Annotated in this window: 16 protein-coding genes; 5 read left to right on the top strand and 11 right to left on the bottom strand. The window is 62.9% G+C overall.

The genetic code is table 11. The features are described from left to right. Positions 1–5 precede the first annotated feature (5 nt). Positions 6–926 (bottom strand): LysR family transcriptional regulator, encoded by a 921-nt coding sequence (locus AC4BCN_RS07255; protein WP_128140383.1) that lies wholly within the window; start codon positions 924–926, stop codon positions 6–8. Positions 927–1100: 174 nt separating this feature from the next. Here AC4BCN_RS07255 and AC4BCN_RS07250 point away from each other — a divergent pair, with 174 nt between their 5' ends. Beyond that, positions 1101–2114, top strand: a complete 1014-nt coding sequence (locus AC4BCN_RS07250; protein ID WP_128140384.1) for a zinc-dependent alcohol dehydrogenase family protein — start codon at positions 1101–1103, stop codon at positions 2112–2114. A 22-nt stretch (positions 2115–2136) separates the two neighbouring features. Here the strand turns inward: AC4BCN_RS07250 and AC4BCN_RS07245 are convergent, their stop codons facing one another. From AC4BCN_RS07245 to AC4BCN_RS07220, 6 genes are all read right to left on the bottom strand, one after another. After that, complete coding sequence (locus AC4BCN_RS07245) at positions 2137–3765, bottom strand: M28 family peptidase (RefSeq protein WP_490492897.1); 1629 nt, start codon at positions 3763–3765, stop codon at positions 2137–2139. Between the two features lie 137 nt (positions 3766–3902). Continuing rightward, the gene (locus tag AC4BCN_RS07240) at positions 3903–4739 is read right to left on the bottom strand and encodes an HDOD domain-containing protein (RefSeq protein WP_128140386.1); all 837 of its coding nucleotides are present in this window, start codon (positions 4737–4739) and stop codon (positions 3903–3905) included. A 117-nt stretch (positions 4740–4856) separates the two neighbouring features. Continuing rightward, positions 4857–5942, bottom strand: coding sequence for a BMP family ABC transporter substrate-binding protein (locus tag AC4BCN_RS07235; RefSeq protein ID WP_490492896.1), 1086 nt, complete (start codon positions 5940–5942; stop codon positions 4857–4859). 21 nt (positions 5943–5963) lie between these two features. Next, positions 5964–6893, bottom strand: coding sequence for an ABC transporter permease (locus tag AC4BCN_RS07230; RefSeq protein ID WP_490492895.1), 930 nt, complete (start codon positions 6891–6893; stop codon positions 5964–5966). Next, positions 6886–7962: an ABC transporter permease gene (locus AC4BCN_RS07225; protein WP_490492894.1), complete on the bottom strand. Its 1077-nt coding sequence runs from the start codon at positions 7960–7962 to the stop codon at positions 6886–6888. The genes AC4BCN_RS07230 and AC4BCN_RS07225 overlap by 8 nt, the downstream gene beginning before the upstream one ends. After that, positions 7955–9469, bottom strand: a complete 1515-nt coding sequence (locus tag AC4BCN_RS07220; RefSeq protein WP_490492893.1) for an ABC transporter ATP-binding protein — start codon at positions 9467–9469, stop codon at positions 7955–7957. The genes AC4BCN_RS07225 and AC4BCN_RS07220 overlap by 8 nt, the downstream gene beginning before the upstream one ends. A 439-nt stretch (positions 9470–9908) precedes the next feature. On the opposite strand from AC4BCN_RS07220, the gene AC4BCN_RS07215 reads away from it, so the two are divergent. Together AC4BCN_RS07215 and gluQRS are read left to right on the top strand one after the other, a co-directional pair. Further along, positions 9909–10721: an outer envelope protein gene (locus tag AC4BCN_RS07215; protein ID WP_490493581.1), complete on the top strand. Its 813-nt coding sequence runs from the start codon at positions 9909–9911 to the stop codon at positions 10719–10721. 166 nt (positions 10722–10887) lie between these two features. Then, positions 10888–11865, top strand: coding sequence for a tRNA glutamyl-Q(34) synthetase GluQRS (gene gluQRS / locus AC4BCN_RS07210; RefSeq protein WP_490492892.1), 978 nt, complete (start codon positions 10888–10890; stop codon positions 11863–11865). A 78-nt stretch (positions 11866–11943) separates the two neighbouring features. Here the strand turns inward: gluQRS and AC4BCN_RS07205 are convergent, their stop codons facing one another. Continuing rightward, positions 11944–14190 (bottom strand): TonB-dependent receptor, encoded by a 2247-nt coding sequence (locus AC4BCN_RS07205; RefSeq protein WP_490492891.1) that lies wholly within the window; start codon positions 14188–14190, stop codon positions 11944–11946. 299 nt (positions 14191–14489) lie between these two features. Further along, positions 14490–14702: a hypothetical protein gene (locus AC4BCN_RS07200; protein ID WP_490492890.1), complete on the bottom strand. Its 213-nt coding sequence runs from the start codon at positions 14700–14702 to the stop codon at positions 14490–14492. Here AC4BCN_RS07200 and AC4BCN_RS07195 point away from each other — a divergent pair. Both AC4BCN_RS07195 and bla read left to right on the top strand, forming a co-directional pair. After that, on the top strand, positions 14701–17385 hold the full coding sequence (locus tag AC4BCN_RS07195; protein WP_490492889.1) for a hybrid sensor histidine kinase/response regulator: 2685 nt from the start codon (positions 14701–14703) through the stop codon (positions 17383–17385). The two genes, AC4BCN_RS07200 and AC4BCN_RS07195, sit on opposite strands and share 2 nt — an antisense overlap. Then, positions 17378–18271, top strand: coding sequence for a class A beta-lactamase (bla, locus tag AC4BCN_RS07190; RefSeq protein WP_490492888.1), 894 nt, complete (start codon positions 17378–17380; stop codon positions 18269–18271). Before AC4BCN_RS07195 ends, bla begins: the two co-directional genes overlap by 8 nt. Here the strand turns inward: bla and AC4BCN_RS07185 are convergent, their stop codons facing one another. Then, positions 18272–18706, bottom strand: a complete 435-nt coding sequence (locus tag AC4BCN_RS07185) for a DUF695 domain-containing protein (protein ID WP_072454332.1) — start codon at positions 18704–18706, stop codon at positions 18272–18274. Between the two features lie 38 nt (positions 18707–18744). After that, complete coding sequence (locus AC4BCN_RS07180; protein ID WP_490492887.1) at positions 18745–19407, bottom strand: hypothetical protein; 663 nt, start codon at positions 19405–19407, stop codon at positions 18745–18747. Between the last annotated feature and the right edge of the window lie 128 nt (positions 19408–19535).

Genomic DNA, 19535 nt, shown 5'->3' with positions numbered 1-19535 from the left:
GTGAACTAAGCGGCGGCCGCGAAGACGGCGCTGTCGGCCGCAGCCAGGCGCAGCAATTCATCGACCGTGACCCTGACCTTGGGTGGCATATGCCAGGTCTTCTGCCACAGCACGTGGATGGGCATGGCGGCGCCGGCAATGTCGGGCAAGACGGGCAGCAAGGCACCGCTACGCAAGGCCTCGCCTGCCAGCCAGGTCGGCAGCTGCGCCAGGCCGCTGCCGCTCACGCAAGCCTGCAGCAAGGCATCGCCATCGGCCAGTTCATGCCGGGCATGGATTTCCTGCAGCGCGGTTTCTCCCAGTTCATTTCTTAACAGCCATGCCGGCCGGTTGCCGCGGCGCCAGCCGGCCAGGCAAGCATGGCTGGCCAGATCGGCGCGCGTCAAGGGCGTGCCGCGCCGCTGCAGGTAGGCGGACGAGGCGCAGATCACCAGATGCTGCTCGCCCAGGCGGCGGGCCACCATGTCCGCATGATCGCCCAAGGTACCGATGCGCACGGCGATATCGATGCCTTCACCCACCATGTCCACCGCCCTGTCGCGCAGGGAAATGGACAGGTCCAGCCGGGGATGGCGCTCGCCCAGCGCCAGCAGGGCTGGCAGGATGTGGCGCCGGCCAAAGGTGGTCGGCAAGTCGATGCGCAGGCGTCCGACGGGCTGCTGGTGGCCGGTAGCCAGGTAGGCTTCGGACTGTTCCAGCTCTTCCAGCACGCGCCGGCAACTGCCCAGGTATGCTTCCCCCTCCGTCGTCAGGTCGATGCGGCGGGTCGTGCGGTGCAGCAGTTGCACGCCCAGGCGCCCTTCCAACCGCGAAATGCTTTTGCCGACCGCCGAGCCTGTCACACCCAGCACCTGCGCGGCCGCCGTAAAACTGCCGCCATCGACGGCCGCGACAAACTCGCGGATGCCTGCAAAACGATCTTCCATGTCATCGCCATTTCAAAAGTGTTCAATGCAATCGTGCCCAGTATAGCCAATTCTGGAATTACAGGATGCAGTGCCCATCCTTTCACCCCCTAACTCTCGCCAAAGGATGCAATTACACTGTCTTCATCGTTGCACGGCCTGGCACTTGCCCGGCATGGTTCACTGGAGAAGAACATGAAAGCATGGCTGTTACAGGATTTCGGCTTGAACAATTTGCAGATGGCAGAGGTGCCGACGCCCGTGCCGCAGGCGGGCGAGCTGCTGGTAAAAGTGGGCGCCGTCTCGCTCAACTTCCGCGACAAGGCGATTATCGATGGCATCTACGAGCCGCACATGGTGCCCAAGCCCCTGATTCCCGTGTCCGACGCCGCCGGCGTGGTGGTGGCCGTGGGCGCCGGCGTGAGCCGTTTCAAGGTGGGCGAGCGCGTCAATTCGCACCTGTATTCGCGCTGGATCGACGGCCCGCCAGGCCCCAACGAGCCCGACTATTGCTTCGGTTCGCCCTTGCCAGGTGGTCTGGCCGAATTCATGATCATCCATGAAGACAGCGCCGTCCGGGCACCGGACATGATGAGCGACGCCGAGGCCGCCACCCTGCCCATCGCCGCCCTCACGGCCTGGTATGCGCTGATGGATGTGGGCAACTTGCAACCGGGCCAGACAGTGCTGGTGCAAGGCACGGGCGGTGTATCGATCTTTGCCGCGCAGATCGCCCTGGCGCATGGCGCGCGCGTGATCGCCACGTCCAGCAGCGATGCCAACCTGGCCAGGATCAAGGCGCTGGGCGTCACGGACGGCATCAACTACCGGACGTATCCGCAGTGGGAACAGAAGGTGCTGGAGTTGACGGATGGCAAAGGCGTCGACATCACCATCGACGTGGCCGGCGGCGATGGCCTGAACCAGTCCGTTGCCGCCACCAAGGCGGCCGGCGTGATCGCACAGGTGGGTTTCCTGACGGGACAGACCACGGCGTTGAAACTGATGCCGCTGATCTTCCGCCAGACGACGATACGCGGCATCGCCGTGGCGCCGCGCACCTCGTTCGACCGCATGAACCCGTTCCTGGACAAGCACAACATCAAGCCCGTGATCGAGCATGTGTATGCGTTCGAGGAAGCCGTGCAAGCCTATGAACACCTGTCGCGCGGTGCCTTTGGCAAGGTCGTCATCCAGGTCGCCAACTAAGCGGCGACCTGGCTTACTTCGCTTATTTGGCGCTGGCCTGCTCGCGCGCCTTGCCGAACGCATCGCCCGCCTTCCAGGCCGGCATCTTCGCCGCGTTGGCCACGGCTAGACCCAGGTTCAGCGTGAACTGGGCCTGCTGCGTCATGCCCGACAGATCCCAGCTGGCGTCGTACTCATCGGTGACTTGATGGTAGCGGGGGCCATAGGCGGCCGCCTTGGCTTTCGACGCTGCCACGTCCTTGATGTACTCGCGTCCGCCATTGATGGAAAACGCAGGTACGCCCGCCTTGGCGAAGCTGAAATGGTCGCTGCGGAAGTAGCCGCCGGCCAGGTCGGGACGCGCTTGCGCGATGTGCATGCCCATGGATTTCGCCACCGTGGCGGCCATGGCCCCCAGCTCCGTGCGCTCGCTGCCCTGCGCACCGATGTCGTGCGTGGCGCCAACAAAGTTCAGGCTGTCCAGATTCAGCGCGGCCGCCGTCTTGTTCAACGGCCACAGCGGATCGGCCGCATACGCTGCGCTTCCCAGCAAGCCTTGTTCCTCGGCCGCCACCCACAGGAAAATCTGCGTACGCTTCGCAGGCTTTTTCACGGCTTCCTGCGCCATGGCCAGCAAGCCGGCCGTGCCCGAGGCATTGTCGACGGCGCCGTTGTAGATCGTATCTCCCGCTTTTTCGTCACCCTTACCCTGCTTGCCCAGGTGATCCCAGTGGCCGCTGTAGATGACGGCTTCATCCTTCAATGCCGGGTCGGTGCCCGACACCATGCCGGCGATGTTGAATTGTTCCACCTTGCGCACGATGGACTTCATCTCGCCCGACAGCTTGGCGTTCAATGCGACGGCCTTGAAGTCCTTGCTTTCCGCCTGGGCGCGCAAGGCGTCCAGGTCCTGGCCGCCGGCCGCAAACAGGCGGCGTGCCGCGTCTTCCGCGATCCAGCCTTGCAACGGCGTGCCGGCCGTGCGGTCGGTCAGTTGAAAACGCTCGCTGCCGCTCCAGCTATTCTCTACCACGCTCCAGTCGTACGAGGCCGACGGTTTCGTGTGGATCAGCAAGACGCCAGCCGCGCCCTGGCGTTTGGCTTCCTCGAATTTGTAGGTCCAGCGGCCGTAATAGGTCAGCGCCTTGCCGGCGAAACGGTTCGGATCAAGAGCAGTCGGTTGCGGATCGTTGACCATCATGACGACGATCTTGTTTTTGACATCGACACCCTTGAAATCGTTCCAACCCTCTTCCGGCGCCGTGATGCCGTAGCCGACAAATACCAGTGGCGCGTCGAACGTATGGGCGGCAACGGAGTCGCCCGTGGCCCAGACCCAGTCCGGACCGAATGCCAGCGGCACCGCCTTGCCGCCGGCCACCGCCTGCAGGCTGCTATCTTGCGGCAAGGATTTCACGCCGGCGATCTGCACGCTCTGGCGGTAACTGTTGCCGCGCACGGGTTTCAAGCCGGCCATCTGCGCCTGGGTTTCCAGGTAGGCCACCGTCAGGTCGGCGCCGCGCTGGCCCGTGCCGCGGCCTTCCAGTAAATCGTTGGACAGGAAAGCCAGATGGGCGCGCAAGGGCGCTTCCTGCACCACGGGCAAACCGGTCGCGGCGTGGGCGGAAAACGCCAGCGCGGTCAAGGTCAGGGAAGAAAACAGCTTCTGCATAAAATCCTTTGGGTAAGAGGAGGAAAGCGGAACGGCGGATAGCCGAGCCGGCGATTGTATGCCATGGGGAAAGGCGCATCAAAATGCGGACGAAAAAAATCCCCGCGGCAAGGGCGGGGATGATCCAGGAAGAACGCTCAGACCAGCAGGGCCGCCGCCAGCGATTCGATCTCTTCCGCCGATTCCTCGAGGATGGTGTGCAAGGTGCTGCCGCCGATGCCGAAATCGATCTTGGCCGCCGCCTGGCGCCGCGCGGCGCTTTCCGGCGGATGCAAAGGCGAGCCGACGGGCGACAGATCGTTGGCCAGCACCAGGGTCGCGCCCAAGGTGCGGGGCGGGAACGTGCTGCCGCCGTGCCACATGCCTTCCACGGCTTGCAAGACCAGGTCCGGCACTTGCAGCTGGCGCAGCACGCCGCGGCCGATCAGTTTTTCGCCGTATTCGATCCAGTCTTCGGTATTGTCGTCCAGCAAACCCGGATATTCCTCGGCGCGCGACAGCAGATAAAAGCCGCCCACTTCGTGCACGATGGCGGCAAACATGGCCGTTTCCACGTCCACGTGCGTAACTTTCTTGGCGATCACCTGGCTCAGCGCGGCCACATGGGCCGTGTGTTCCCACAGCCGGGCCGCCTTGGCGCGCAATTGCGGGTCCGTGATCTGGCTGCCCAGCTGGCGCACGATGACGGACGCCACCATCGATTTCAAGGTGGCAAAGCCCAGGCGCGAGACGGCCGCGCGCACATTGGCGATTTCATTGCCGGAACGGTTGTAGGCGGCCGAATTGGCCAATGCCACGACCCGGGCCGACAGCAGCGGCTCGGCCATGACCATGCGGGCGGCCGCTTCGATATGGCAATCGGGGTCGTCCAGCGCTTCCTGCAGCTTCAAGGTGGCCTTGACGTTGGCGGGGAACGTCAGCTCACCCTTGCTCGCTTGCAACGCGATAATCTTGAATACTTCCAGTCTGTCCATGGGTCAATCTCCGGTACGGGCCTGTTCAGGCGCTGCTGTGTTGGACGGGCCGGGAATGCGCTCCCCGGCCCGGCTCCCGTTTCCGGCAATATTACAGCAAGTTTATACTCAAACCTATTACTTTCCGGAAACTTTCCCGGCCACGCCTTCGACAAAATAATCCATCTTCGTCAGCGCCGCATCGTCCAGCACGCCTTTGTCCAGGCGCACCTTGCCATCGTTATCCTTGATCGGCGCGCTGAACGGATTGAGCTTGCCAGCTACCAACTCTTTCTCACGCGCCAATACAAACTGTTTCACGTCGGCTGGCACGGCGGCATTGATGCCTTCCAGCTTGACCATGCCATCCTTGATGCCGCCCCAGGTGCTGCTGGACTTCCACGTACCGTCGAGCACGGCTTGCGCCTGCTTCGTATAGTAATCGCCCCAATGGTGGGTGACGGCGGCCAGTTGCGCTTTCGGTCCGTATTTTTTCATGTCCGAGTGGTAGGCGATCGCATACTTGCCCTTCTCTTCGGCCGCCTGCACCACGGCGGTCGAGTCCGTGTGATGGGTGACCACGTCGGCGCCCTGGCCGATCAGGGTGATGGCCGCATCGCGCTCCTTGCCCGGGTCGAACCAGCTATTGACCCACACCACTTTCACTTCCGCCTTCGGGTCGACACTGCGCATGCCGCGCGTAAAAGCGTTAACTCCCTGCAACACTTCCGGGATGGGGAATGCCGCCACATAACCGGCCACGTGGGTCTTGCTCATCTTGCCCGCCAACACGCCGGCCAGGTAGCGGCCCTCGTAGAAGCGGGCATTCGTGTTGGCCACGTTGACGGCCGTCTTGTAGCCCGTCAAATGAATGAACTTCACATTAGGAAATTGTTTCGCCACTTTCAAGGTGGGATTCATGTAGCCGAACGAGGTCGTAATGACCAGCTTGCTCCCCGTCTGCGCCAGGTCGCGGATCACCCGTTCCGCATCGGCGCTCTCCGGCACGTTTTCCACATACTTGGTGGTGATCTTGCTGCCCAGCGTCTTTTCCATTTCCTTGCGAGCCAGATCATGCTGGGTGGTCCAGCCCGCGTCGCCGATGGGGCTGATATACACGAAGCCGACATTCAGCGGAGCGGCAGCGGGCGCGGCGGCCATGGCGGGCATGGAAGACATCAGCGCAGCACCGCAAACGGCGGCGCACAACAGTTTCTTGGACATGGTTTTCCTTGTGGTCAGTGATTAATTTCCGGGATTGAAATTTTTCCCCAGCGAAGCGGGCATGTTGAGCTTGATGTAATTGGCATTGCTGGAAATGAGCACGAGCACGACGATGGCCGCCACGTAGGGCAGCATCGACAGCAGTTGCGACGCGATCGGTACACCCAGCGCCTGCGCGTGGAACGTCAGAATCGTGATGCCGCCGAACAGATAGGCGCCGCCCACCACGCGCGCCGGGCGCCAGGTGGCAAACGTGGTCAGCGCCAGCGCGATCCAGCCCCGCCCCGCCACCATGCCTTCGACCCACAGCGGCGTGTAGACGAGCGACAGGAAGGCGCCGGCCAGACCGCAGCAGGCGCCGCCGAACAGCACGGCCGCCAGGCGGATGCGGCGCACGGGATAGCCGAGCGCATGCGCGGACACGGGCGACTCGCCCACGGCGCGCAGCACCAATCCTGCCCGCGTGCGGTACAAAAACCAGGCGATGGCCAGGCACAGCAGCAGCGACAGATACACCATCGGATGCTGGCGGAACAGGGCCGGCCCCAGCACGGGAATATCTTCCAATACAGGGATGCCGAAGCGGCCGTTCTGCAAGCTGTTGCCCACGTACTTCAAGCCGATATACGTGGACGCGCCCGCGCCGAACAGCGACAAAGCCAGCCCCGTCGCATACTGGTTCGTGCCCAGCCACACGGTCAGCCAGGCAAAGAAGCCGGACAGCACCATGCTGGCGCCCGCCCCTGCCAGGAAGCCCAGGGTGGGGCTGCCCGTATTGACTGCCACGGCAAAGCCCGTGATGGCCGAGACCAGCATCATGCCTTCCGCGCCCAGGTTCACCACGCCCGCCTTTTCATTCACCAATAAACCGAGCGCGGCCAGCATCAGCGGCGTGCCCGCATTGATGCTGGCGGCGACCAGCGGCGCGATGGTCAGCAGCAGGTTATCCATGTTTTCTCCAGCGCAATTTGTATTGGATCAGCACGTCGCAAGCGAGCAAGGCGAACAGCAAGATGCCCTGGAACACGCCCGTGATGGCGCTGGGCAGACCAAGGCGCGACTGCGCCAGTTCGCCGCCGATATAAAACAGGGCCATGACGAAGCTGGAAAAAATCACGCCCACCGGATGCAAGCGCCCGACGAAGGCGACGATGATGGCGGCAAAGCCGTAGCCGGGCGAGACGGTGGGCGTCAACTGCCCCATCGGTCCCAGCACTTCGCAGGCGCCCGCCAGGCCCGACAGGGCGCCGCAGATCAGCAAGGACGACCACAAGGTCTTGCGCGAGGAAAAACCCGCATAGCGCGCGGCGGCGGGCGCCATGCCGCCCACGCGCAGGCGGAAGCCGGCGATGCTTCTGGACAGGTACAGCCAGCCGCCCAGCGAGGCCAGCAAGGCGAAGACGATACCCACATGCAAGCGCGTGTCGCTGATGACCATCGGCAACAGCAAGCCGTCCGACAGCAGTTTCGACTGCGGAAAATTGAAGCCTTCCGGGTCGCGCAGCACGCCATACACAAGATAGCTGAGCAGCAATTGCGCGATGTAGACCAGCATCAGCGAAACGAGGATTTCGCTGGCGTTGTAGCGGTCGCGCAGCCACGCCACCAGGCCCGCCCACACCATGCCGCCCGCCATGCCGGCCACCAGAGACACGCCGATGATGGCCGCGCCGCCGACGCCATCGTCGAGGTACAGCGCGGCCGCGCCGCCGCAGATGGCGCCCAGGGTCAGCTGGCCTTCCGCGCCGATGTTGTAGATGTTGGCGCGAAAGCAGATGGCCAGGCCGACGGCGATCAAGAGCAAAGGCGCCACCTTGAGACCCAGCTCGGACCAGCCGTGCGCGTCGCGCAAGGGTTCGACAAAGAAGACGGCCAGTCCCGCCAGCGGATCGTGTCCCAGCGCAATAAACAGCAGCGCGCCACACAGCACGGTGAGCAAGACGGCCAGCACCGGTGACAGCCACGACATCAGCCGCGATGGCGCCGGCCGGGCTTCCAGGCGCAAGGCAAATTTAGCCATGGGCTGCCTCCTGCGGCCACAGCCCGCTCATCCATTGCCCCACCTGGGCCACGCTGGCCTCGGCCACGTCGAGCGACGGTGAAATTTTTCCTTTTGCCATCACCAGCAAGCGGTCGCTGATGTCGAACAATTCATCGAGCTCCTCCGATACGACCAGCAGCGCGCAACCAGCGTCGCGCAGCGCCAGCAATTCGGCGCGGATTTGCGCGGCCGCGCCCACGTCCACGCCCCAGGTCGGCTGTGCCACGACCAGCACCGTGGGTTCGCGCATGACTTCGCGTCCGACTATGTATTTCTGCAAGTTGCCGCCCGACAGGCTGCGCGCCAGCGCCTGCGGCCCGCCTGCCTTCACCTGGAAACGGGCGATAATGGCGGCCGCCCGCTGCGCGATAACCTTGTGGCGCACGAAGCCGTGGCGGATGGTGGCCGGTGTCTGCAAGCTCAGCAGCACGTTGTCGGCCAGCGCCATGTCGGGCACGGCACCGCGTCCCAGCCTTTCCTCGGGCACGAAGCCGAAGCCCAGGGCCCGCCGGCGTCCCGGCGGCAAGCGTCCGGCCGGCGTGCCATTCAGCACGATGCTGTCGGCGGACGCGCGCATGTCCTCGCCCGACAGGGCGGCCAGCAATTCCTGCTGGCCATTGCCGGACACACCCGCGATGCCGACGATCTCGCCCGCGCGCACGTCGAAATGGATATCGATTAATTGCGTGGCGAACGGGTGACTCTTCGGCAGATCCAGCCCTTTGACGCTCAGCATGGGCGCACCGGGCGTGCGCGCCACGCGCGTGACGGCCGGCGGCTCGGCGCCGATCATCATGCGCGACAGGCTGGCCGCCGACTCTTGCGACGGGTCGCATACCCCTGCGTTCTTGCCAGCGCGCACCACCGTGCACGTATGGCACAGGGCGCGGATCTCGTCGAGCTTGTGGCTGATGTACAAGATGCTGCAGCCTTCGGCCGCCAGCTGGCGCAAAGTGGTAAACAGTTTTTCCACGGCACCCGGCGTCAGCACGGAGGTCGGCTCGTCGAGGATCAACAGTTGCGGCTTGGCCAGCAAGGCGCGCACGATTTCCACGCGCTGGCATTCGCCCACGGACAAGGTGTGGACATGGCGCTGCGGCTCCAGGTCCAGGCCGTACTGGCGCGCCGTCGCTTCGATGCGCTGCGCCAATTCCGCCATGTTGGTGCCGGCAGGCAAACCGAGGGCGATGTTTTCCGTCACCGTCAAGGTGTCGAACAGGGAAAAGTGCTGGAACACCATTGCGATGCCGAGCGCCCGTGCGGCCGACGGGTTGGCGATCTCAACTTCGCGGCCATTCCACAGGATGCGGCCGCCATCGGGCTGCACGGCGCCGTAGATGATTTTCATCAGGGTCGATTTGCCGGCGCCGTTTTCGCCGAGCACGGCATGGATCTGTCCGGGCGCGACGGTCAAATGGATGCCGTCATTGGCCACCACGGCCGGATAGCGCTTGCTGATATCGAGGAGTTCCAGGCGTGCCGTCATTGTTTTTTTCGTGCCTCGCTGCGTGGTATGCGGGATGTCGATCGGTGGAAAAAATCAACACTCTGTCTCTATCGTATCGGCATCCGTGGCGCTTGGGGGGCGAGCGCGGCGGCGCGCATTTCTATTTCCGCAAAAAAACAACACCTGTATACAATTTTGAAAAAAATTATCAGCTTTGCAGCGGCTGCCTTGCCCCGCAAGGGCGGGAAGGTGCGATGATTATATGCAGGAACTGATAGTAAGTATGCAGATAAGACATATCGCCCAGCGCGGCGCTTCTCGCATCATGGATTGAACGGTGCGCAATTTTCCTCATCGCAGCGCTTCGTGCGCACTACGCACCCTGCTATCCCCCGTTCCCGTTTTCTCACACCATCAGGAGCCGAAAGTGCCAAAAACCCTACCGTGTCTGTTGCTCTGCCTCACTACCACTCTCGGCGTGGGCGCAACCGCCCAGGCTGCCGAATGGAGCGATACCGCGCTGAGCTGGCGCGCCGGCAACGACTACCGCGAGCCGTTCAATCCGGACGACATCAAGAAAAACATCTTCGCCATCACGCACGCCAGCGGCTACAAATACGGCAGCAATTTCGTCAACCTCGATTTCCTCATGTCCGACAGCAAGGACCCTGGCGCGCTCGGTAAAACATCCGGCGCGCAGGAAGCGTATCTCGTGTACCGCAACACCATCGACATCGGCAAGGTGCGCGGCAGCGACATCAAGTTCGGCCCCGTGCGCGGTGTCGGCGTCACCCTGGGCTTCGACGTCAACACCAAGAACGACGTCGGCTACAACTCGCGCAAGCGCATGCTGGTAGCCGGCCCCACCTTGATGTGGGACGTGCCCGGCTTCTTCAACACCAGCCTGCTGTTGCTACGCGAAAGCAACGCCCCCAGCGGCGCCTTCCCGCCCATCTCGCAAGTGACGGGCCGCTACACGTATAAAACGCACGCCATGCTGACGGGCGCCTGGGCCATCCCCCTGTCGCCGCTGTTCTCGTTCGAAGGCTTCTTTAACCTCATCGATTCGAAAGGCAAGGATGAAGTCGGCCGTGATACGGCGGTGGAAACGAACATCGACATGCAAGTGATGTTCGACGTGGGCGCGGCCCTGGGCAGCGCCAAGAATACTTTCCGCGTGGGCCTGGAATACCAGTACTGGAAGAACAAGTTCGGCAACTCGCCCGCCACCACGGGCAACGTGGGCCAGACGGCAAGGACGCCGATGATACGTGCGGAGTACCATTTCTAATTGCAGCAATCAATACCCACGAACGTAGCGAATACCGGCATGGAAACTTTGTGCTGGAGAGACTACGTTCGTGGACAGCCACTACAGTATGACAAAGGCAAACGGAGCTGATTGCACACGCCCGTGCGCTTTCCGCATTTGACACGTCTGATTCCCTCCACGATACTTGACGCTTGCTCCACTCCGGTTAACAAGCGCCGTCGCCGCTTTGCCAGCACGCATGAACAGTCTTCTCTCCTCCTCCCCCTACATAGGCCGCTTCGCCCCCTCGCCCTCCGGTCCCTTGCACATGGGCTCGCTCGTTGCCGCCATGGCCAGTTATCTTGATGCGAAGGCGCATCGGGGCACGTGGCTGTTGCGTATCGAGGACCTGGACTATGACCGCAATGTCGAAGGTGCCGACGCCGGCATCCTGGCCAGCCTGCAGCGCTGCGGCATGCATTGGGATGGCGAGGCGACGTGGCAGAGCCGGCGGTTGCCGCTGTACGAGGCGGCGCTGAAGCAGTTGCAGGACGATGGGCTCGTATATGCGTGCGGCTGTTCGCGCAAGGAGATCCAAGATTCGAACTTGCAGGCGGGAACGCCGAAAAATGGGGCCGCCGTGTATCCGGGCACGTGCCGTCACGGTTTGGCGCCGGGCAAGGCGGCGCGGGCCTTGCGGCTGCGGGTGCCGCAGGGGGCGGATGCGATATACGCTTTTGCCGACCGCTGGGCGGGTCCGCAGCAGCAGGACCTGGCCAGCGAGGTGGGCGATTTCATCGTGCTGCGCGGCGATGGCTACTGGGCGTATCAGCTGGCCGTGGTGGTCGACGATGGCGCGCAGGGTATCACGCAGGTAGTGCGCGGGGCGGACTTGCTCGACTCCACACCGCGCCAGCTGTATCTGCAAGATGTGCTGGGCTTGCCGCATCCCGGCTTCCTGCACGTGCCTGTCGTCACGAACGACAGCGGCGAAAAGCTGTCCAAGCAGACGGGCGCCCTCGCCTTCGATACAGGAACACAAGCCGAACTGCTAACGTCGGCACTGCTGCCGGCCGCCCGCTTCCTCGGCCTTGATGTGCGTGCCGACAACGTGGAAGATTTTTGGCGGCAAGCCATTCCCGCCTGGGCGCAACGGCTGGCGCGCCTTCCCAAGCGCACATAAAAAAACCCGCCGCGGCGCGAACCGGGCGGGTTGGAGCGCAGGCGCCAGCCGCTAGGGCCGGCGCCTGGTGTCAGGCAATTAGAAGTTGCCCTTGAACTGCACGCCAAACTGACGTGGCTCATTGATGAAGCCCGTACGGTTGTTGAAGTCGATGGCGCCCGTGATGCGCTGGGTATCGGTGATGTTGCGGCCAAAAACGGCCATTTCATACTTGCCGGCATCCCAAGTGTAGCCCATGCGCAAGCCGCCTTCGACCATTGCCTTGCCGGTGAACTCGGTTGCTTCATACAGGAAGAAGTTGATCTTGCTGCGGTAAGCCCAGTCCGTGAAGACGAAGAATTCGCCGTTTTCCATCGGGATCGAATAACGGCCCGTGGCAGTGATCGTCCACTTCGGCGCTTGCGGCAATGGATTGCCGTCGATGATGGCACGGTTGCCAGTGGTCAGCGAATCGGTCACGGTGCAACGCGTTTGGGCGCAGGTAGCGATCGACAGGCTTGGATCCTTGATTTCCGTGAAGTTGTAGCTGCCGCCCAGGGACATCTTCAGGCTCGGCGTAACAAAACCTTCCAGTTCCAGTTCCGCGCCGCGGCCGTTCGTCTTGGCTGCATTGATCAAACGCGTCACGTTCGAGGTGCCGCCAACGACTGTCAACTGCTGGTTCTTCACCTGATAGTTGTACAGGCTGAAGGCCACGCGGGCGCGGCGCTCGAACAGGTCGGCCTTGATGCCGGCTTCGAACGAGGTGATCGTTTCGGCATCGGCCACGGTGACAGGCACGCTGGTGCTGGCCGGAGCGATACTTGGCGCGCGGAAACCGGTGGCGACGCGGCCGTAGAAGTTCACGTCCTTGTTGTATTTATAGGTGCCGCTCAAGTCCCAGTTGACCTTGGCTTTGCTGACATCGGCGCTGGTCGGGCTGACCTGCACGATGTTGGTCGCTTCCACCGTGTTGAAATCCTTCTTGTCCTTGGTGTAGCGCAAGCCGGCGCGCAGCATGAAGTCATCGTTGACGGCGTAGTTGACGGAACCAAACGTTGCCCAGGCCGAGTTCTTCTGGCGGCTTGCCAGGTGCGTGGTCAGCACATGCGTGTTGGTATCGAAGTTGTCGGTGAAACCATTGGCATCTTCATTGAAGTAGTACACGCCAGCCTGCCAGTTGAGCGGACCGGCATTTTTCGATTCGGCGCGGAATTCTTGCGAGTATTGCTTCACACTGGTGATGCCGCCAGCCGTCTCAACCTGGAAAGGAATAAAGTTGGGGCTGGTCGGACCAAATCCGTTCGGCGTGCCGCCATCGATGTCGCCATGCGACACGTAATTGCCGACCTGTTCAAAGCCGGTGACCGAGTACAGTTTAATACCGTCCAGGTCCCAGCTCAGGCGGGTGCTGGCGCCGTTGGTGCGCAGGCGCTGGAAATTCGGTGCATTCGTGAACGACTTGTTCGGGTCGAAACCATCGACGATATCGTTCGTGCCCTGCTTGATCATGTTGGCGTAGAAGATGCGCGCGCTGCCCGTGGTGCTGCGCTGGTGCACATTGAACAGGGCGTTGAACATGGTGTTCGGTGCGTACAGCAGTTGCACGCGTTCGGCGTGTTCGTCGTAGCCGTCCAGCGCGTTTTTCTGGCCCGTAAACGTGTTGTCGACGTAATCGTCGCGGTGCTGGCGCAGGGTCGAGAAGCGCAGCGCCCATTCTTTGCTCAGCGGCACGTTGACGGCGCCGTCGAAGTTGGTCGTGTTGTGCGTGGCGGCGGAAACGTTGTAATAGCCTTCAATCTTGTCCAGGTTCGGCTTGACGGATTCGAACTTGACCACGCCGGCAGGCGTATTGCGGCCGAACAAGGTACCTTGCGGGCCGCGCAGCACTTCCACGCCAGCCACGTCGAAAATCGGATAGCCCTTGAGGATAGGATTTTCTTGCACGACATCGTCGTAAATCAGGGAAACAGGTTGCGATGCAAAGATGTTGAAATCGGTGTTGCCGTAGCCGCGGATGTAGAAGCGGGGGAAGGTGCGGCCGTTCGACGATTCCACGTTCAGGCTCGGCACTTTGCCAGCCAGCACGCGGATGTCTTGACCACCGGAGACCAGCACGTCGAGCTTCTCGTCGCGCAGCAGCGAAACAGAGACGGGCACGTCGCGGATATTTTCCTTGCGGCGCTGCGCCGTCACGGTCACGGTTTCCAGCTGGCTGGCGGCAGGCGCCGTCTCAGCAGCGACTTCATCTGCATAAGCCGAACCGATAGGCAGGGCTGCGGACAGTGCCAGCATGGCGGCGCTTTTGGCGCACAACCGCTTGTGCATCTTGGACATCTTGATCATGTTGTTTCCCAGAAGTTTAAAAAAAGAATTGCGAAACCTGTCTCCGGCTTATGTACGGCGCTGGATGATCGTGTGCACCATCACGGTGCAGCAGCGCGAGCGGATGTCTCTCCGCTCCTGGCGTCACTGGCTCTGCCCTGGCTGTCGTGCTGGCTGACAGCGGTAGCGGCCGCATCTCCGGGATGTCTGATGAACACCAACTTTTGAGTAAGGCGCCAATTTAATTCAAGCGCCTTATGCGCTGCAAGAATATTGTTATGTAAAATATTCATTCATCAACATAAAGGGCCCACTAGTGGTTATTCAGCCACAATAACGCCCTTGCCTTGCAATTTGCCCTGATGACTTTCCGTATGGCATGCCTTTTTCGCCAGGCCAGACAAAAGCGGAATTGGCATCCTGCAAGACAGCCCCGACGGTAAAAATAGTTGTAATATCGCCAGACTTGCGCTGCCATGCCGCCCCATTCCAGTGCGGCGGCGGCCCCCTGCACCATCGTTGATCGCCGCCATGCCAGAACCCAGCCTGCCCAGCAATGCCGTCCCGTCCTCCACCGTCGCCGCCCAGGCGGCGCATTTACTGCTAAGCGCCCATTGCGACATCGTCTGGAGCACAAAAACCTTCGGCCAGTTCGATGCCGACCAGCCCACCTGGCGCGCCTTCACGGGCCAGACCGAAGCCGAACTGCTGGGCCGCGGCTGGGTCAATGCCCTGCATCCTGACGACCGCAACTTGCCTTACGTCGTGCCGTCGCACCTGACCAGCGTGTTCGAAGCGGAATACCGGCTGCGCCACGTCAGCGGCGCCTACCGCAACATGCTCGTGCGCATGCTGCCGGTATTGGCGCCCGACGGCAGCATCGTTGAATGGCTCGGTTCGCATTGCGACGTGACGCAGCAACGGCAGACGGAACAGCGGCTGCGCCTGGCCATGCAAGGTGGCCGCATGGGCACGTGGGAAATCGACCTAGGCAGCGGCAGCATGGCCGGCTCCGATGCCTTCAAGGCCAATCTGGGCCTGCCCCCTGACAACCACATCGATTACGCGCAGCTGACGGGCGCCATGCTCGACGGCGACCTGCAGCACTGGCAAGCGGTAGTGCACGCGGCCATCGCCAGCGCCGGCGATTTCGAAATCGACATCCGCGTGCGCTGGCCCGATGGCTCGCTGCACTGGGCGCACATGCGCGGCACCTGCGCCAGCGATGGCGCAGGCAATGTGATCGCCCTGTCCGGCATCTCGCTCGACCTGACGGCCAGCAAGCAAAACGAGGAAACCCTGCGCCTGACCCTGGCGGCCGGCGAAGTGGCCACCTGGAACTGGGACATCGTTGCCGACCGCGTCACAGCTGACAGCAATATGGCGCGTTTGTTCCCCGTCAATGCCGACGCGGCCACGGCGGCGCCGCTGGCGCGCTACCTGGACATCATCCATCCCGATGACCGCGAGCAAGTCAGCGCGCAGATTACCGAGGCGCTGCAGGCGCACACGCCGTTCGAGGCCAGCTACCGCGTCGGCGCCGGCGATGGCCAGTACCGCTCGGTCATCGCGCGGGGCCGCGCGGAATACGCGCCCGATGGCACGCCCCTGCAATTGCCCGGCGTCCTGCTCGACATCACGCGCCAGAAGCAGGTGGAAGATGCGCTGCGCCGCAGCGAGGAACGCTACCGCACCCTGATCGAGCTGATGGACCAGGCCTTTTGCGTGATCGAAATGCTGTACGACGAACAGGGCCGCCCCGTGGATTTCCGCTACCTCGAAGGCAATCCCTCTTTCGTCAAGCAATCGGGACTGGAAAACGCCATCGGCAAGACCATCCGCAGCTTCGTGCCCGACCACGACCAGCACTGGTTCGACCTGTACGACCAGGTCGTCAAGACGGGCGAACCCGTGCGCTATGAAAACGAAGCCGTGGCCATGGAGCGCTGGTTCGAGGTCTTCGCCGCGCGCCTGGGCGGCCCCGGCAGCCGCCTGCTGACGGTATTGTTCAGCGACATCAGCGAGCGCAAGCGCTCGGAGCAGCAATTGCGCCAGCTGGCCGACAACCTGTCCGAAATGGACCGGCGCAAGACGGAATTCCTCGCTACCCTGGCGCACGAACTGCGCAACCCGCTCGCCCCCATCCGCAACGGCTTGCAGATCATGCGCCTGGCCGCCGACAAGCCCGCCACCGTGGCGCGCGTGCGCGACGTGATGGAGCGGCAAGTCAATCAGATGGTGCATCTGGTCAATGATTTACTCGACGTGGCCCGCATCACGCGGGGCCAGATCGAACTCAAACTCGAACGCACAGACTTGAAAGCCATCATCGCTTGCGCCGTGGAGACGAGCATGCCGCTGATCGAAGCGGGCCGTCACCAGTTGCGTGTCGAACTCGACGAACAGGCGCTGCCGCTCGAGGCCGACCCCACGCGCCTGGCGCAAGTGCTGGGCAATTTGCTCAACAATGCCGCCAAGTACACGCCGGCCGGCGGCCACATCAGCTTGCGCGCATTACGCGATGGCCACGAGGCATTGATCGAAGTCCAGGACAGCGGCGTGGGCATACCCGCTGAATCGATCACGACCGTGTTTGACATGTTCACGCAAGTGGGCCAGAACATGGGCAGGGCTCAGGGCGGCCTGGGCATCGGCCTGTCGCTCGTGCGTCGCCTGGCCGAGTTGCATGGCGGCAGCGCCGCGGTGGCCAGTCCCGGCGCCGGCCTGGGCAGTACCTTCAGCGTACGCTTGCCGCTGCTGGCGGCGGCGCCAGCAACACCCGCATCACCCGCCGCGTCCGCCGCGTCCGCCATTACCGCCAGCGGCCCGCAATTCCGCGTGCTGGTGGTCGACGACAATGTCGACGCGGCCGTTACCCTCGCCGCCGTGCTCGACATGATGGGCCATGCCACGCAAGTGGCCCATGATGGCGCGCAAGCCCTGGCCGTGGCGCCGCAGTTTTTACCGGACGTCATCTTCCTCGACATCGGCCTGCCCGGCATGAACGGCTACGAAGTGGCGCGCGCGCTGCGCCGGATACCGGCCGGCACCAACGTCGTGCTCGTTGCATTGACGGGCTGGGGCGCAGAAAACGACCGTAGCCAATCGAGCGCGGCCGGCTTCGACCACCATCTGACCAAACCGGCCAACCTGCTCGCCATCGGCGAACTGCTGGCCACCCTTTCCACTCCAAAAACACTGACAGACCATGACTGAATCCCTGAACCACGCCCGCCGTAACCTCCTGCTGGCCGGCGGCGCTACCCTGCTGTGCCCGGCACCGCTGCTGTTTGCCGCGCCCGCCACCAGCATCGCCACCGCCCAGACGCAGCTGGCCGCGCTGGAACAAGCCGCAGGCGGACGCCTTGGCGTTGCCGCCTGGCGCCAGGGCAGCGAGCTGCGCATTGCTTATCGCGCCGACGAACGCTTTCCCCTGGCCAGCACTTTCAAGGCCATGCTGGCGGGTGCCGTGCTGGCCCGCAGCGTCAGCCAGCCGGGCTTGCTGGACCAGCATGTGCGTTACGAGAAAAAAGAACTGGTCACCTATTCGCCCATCACGGAAAAGCACCTGGCCGACGGCATGAACGTGGCCGACCTGTGCGCCGCCACCTTGCAGTACAGCGACAATAGCGCGGCCAATTTCTTGATGACATTATTAGGCGGGCCGCAAGCCGTGACGGCGTTTGCTCGCAGCATCGGCAATACGGTGTTCCAGCTGGAACGCTGGGAAACGGAATTGAATAGCGCTATCCCTGGCGAAGTGCGCGACACGGCCAGCCCCGCGTCGATGGCGCACAGCTTGCAGCAATTGTTGTTGGGAAATAGCTTGCCGGCACCGCAGCGCCAGCAACTGGACGCCTGGATGCGCGGCAACACGACGGGCGACAAGCGCATCCGCGCCGGCGTGCCTGCCGGCTGGCAAGTGGCCGATAAAACCGGCTCGGGCGCGTATGGCAGCGTCAACGACATTGGCGTGGCCTACCCGGCCAGCGGCGCGCCGCTGATTATTGCCGTGTACTACACGCGCGAACAGAAAAAAGCGGACACGAATCAGGACATCATCACGGCCGCCACGCGCATCGTGACGGCCGCGCTGGTGTAATTACTTCGGCAGTGCTGCCATGAAACCCGCATACGTGGACCAGGCGGGGTCGGCCGCGCTGCGGATTTCGATCGGGAACTTTGGACGCGGCGCCAGCGCCGTGTTCAGACGATTGAAAAACTCTTCGCCCGACTGCGTGTAATAAATCCATTCACGCAAGTTTTCGCCCGTGGACACCAGCGCCAAGGTGGCGAAGCCGTCTTCTTCCACCACGGGCGCCAGCGCCGCTTCCAGTTCCTCCATGTGCTCGCGCTCGTTCGGCGCGGGCATGCCCGTTTCGTCCTCATAACGCCAGGCAATGATGATGCGGTCCGGCTGCGACGACAGGTCCCATTCGTCATGGAAAGTATCGACATAGCGGTAGATGATGGCCATCTCGTCGCTATGCGTGACGATGGTGCCCCAGCTGCGGGCGGAAGTGGAATTTTCGTTCATGGTTGCAACAGTCAAAAAATAAATCGAGGGTGCGCAGCTTACAGCACTGGCGGGCAAGTCACATTCCATGCGTCATACTGGGCACCGCTCTTGCGCAGCCAGACGCGGGCGTAGCTGTCGCGGTCGCTCTTGAACACGAGCGCATAACGCTCTTCCGCACGCGGTGCGGCCGCGCCCACATCGACGGCCGCCAGCGCAAACTTCAGCGCCCGCAACGAGGCGCAGGCCGTATTGCCAGCCATCAGCAAGCGCGCCCGTTCCAGCAGCGACTTTTGATAAAGCAACACGCCTTCCAGTTCCCCATCAGGGACACGCTGCAGCATGCGCACGGGTTCAGCCACAGGCCGGCAGGTGCCACGGTCGAGCCAGGCGTAATACTCCATCCCCGCCTCCTGCCAGCGCGCCTGCTTGCCCTCGCCGTGCAGCACGAACTTGGTGCGCTGCGTCCGGCACAGCGCGCCATGGCCGCGATACGGCGACGTTTCCACGCTGCCCACCACTTCGCTGCCGCGTCCGCCCACCACGGGCACGCTCTCGAACACGGTGCGTGCAGCGGGCTCACCCGGATATTGCTGCGCATAAAACTCCAGCAAGGACGCGCGCTGCTGCGCATCGACCGCCACCGCCTCGGCGGCACCGGCAGAGAGGCACACGGCCGACACGACACACAGCGCCAAGGGGCGCACGAAATAAGCTGGCATGTATCCTGGCATGGCATTCCTTCAATCGACGTTCAGGGGCGGGTATCGCCCAAGCGCAGATTATATAGTTAGCAGGGAATACAGGCGGACGCGCGCGTCAGGACGTGTGCAAGTTGACGTCCATGGGC

The organism is Janthinobacterium sp. Bl 1 (assembly GCF_058215535.1).
Note: the sequence above shows the minus strand (reverse complement) of the source record. Positions and strands in the feature narration are given on the sequence as shown.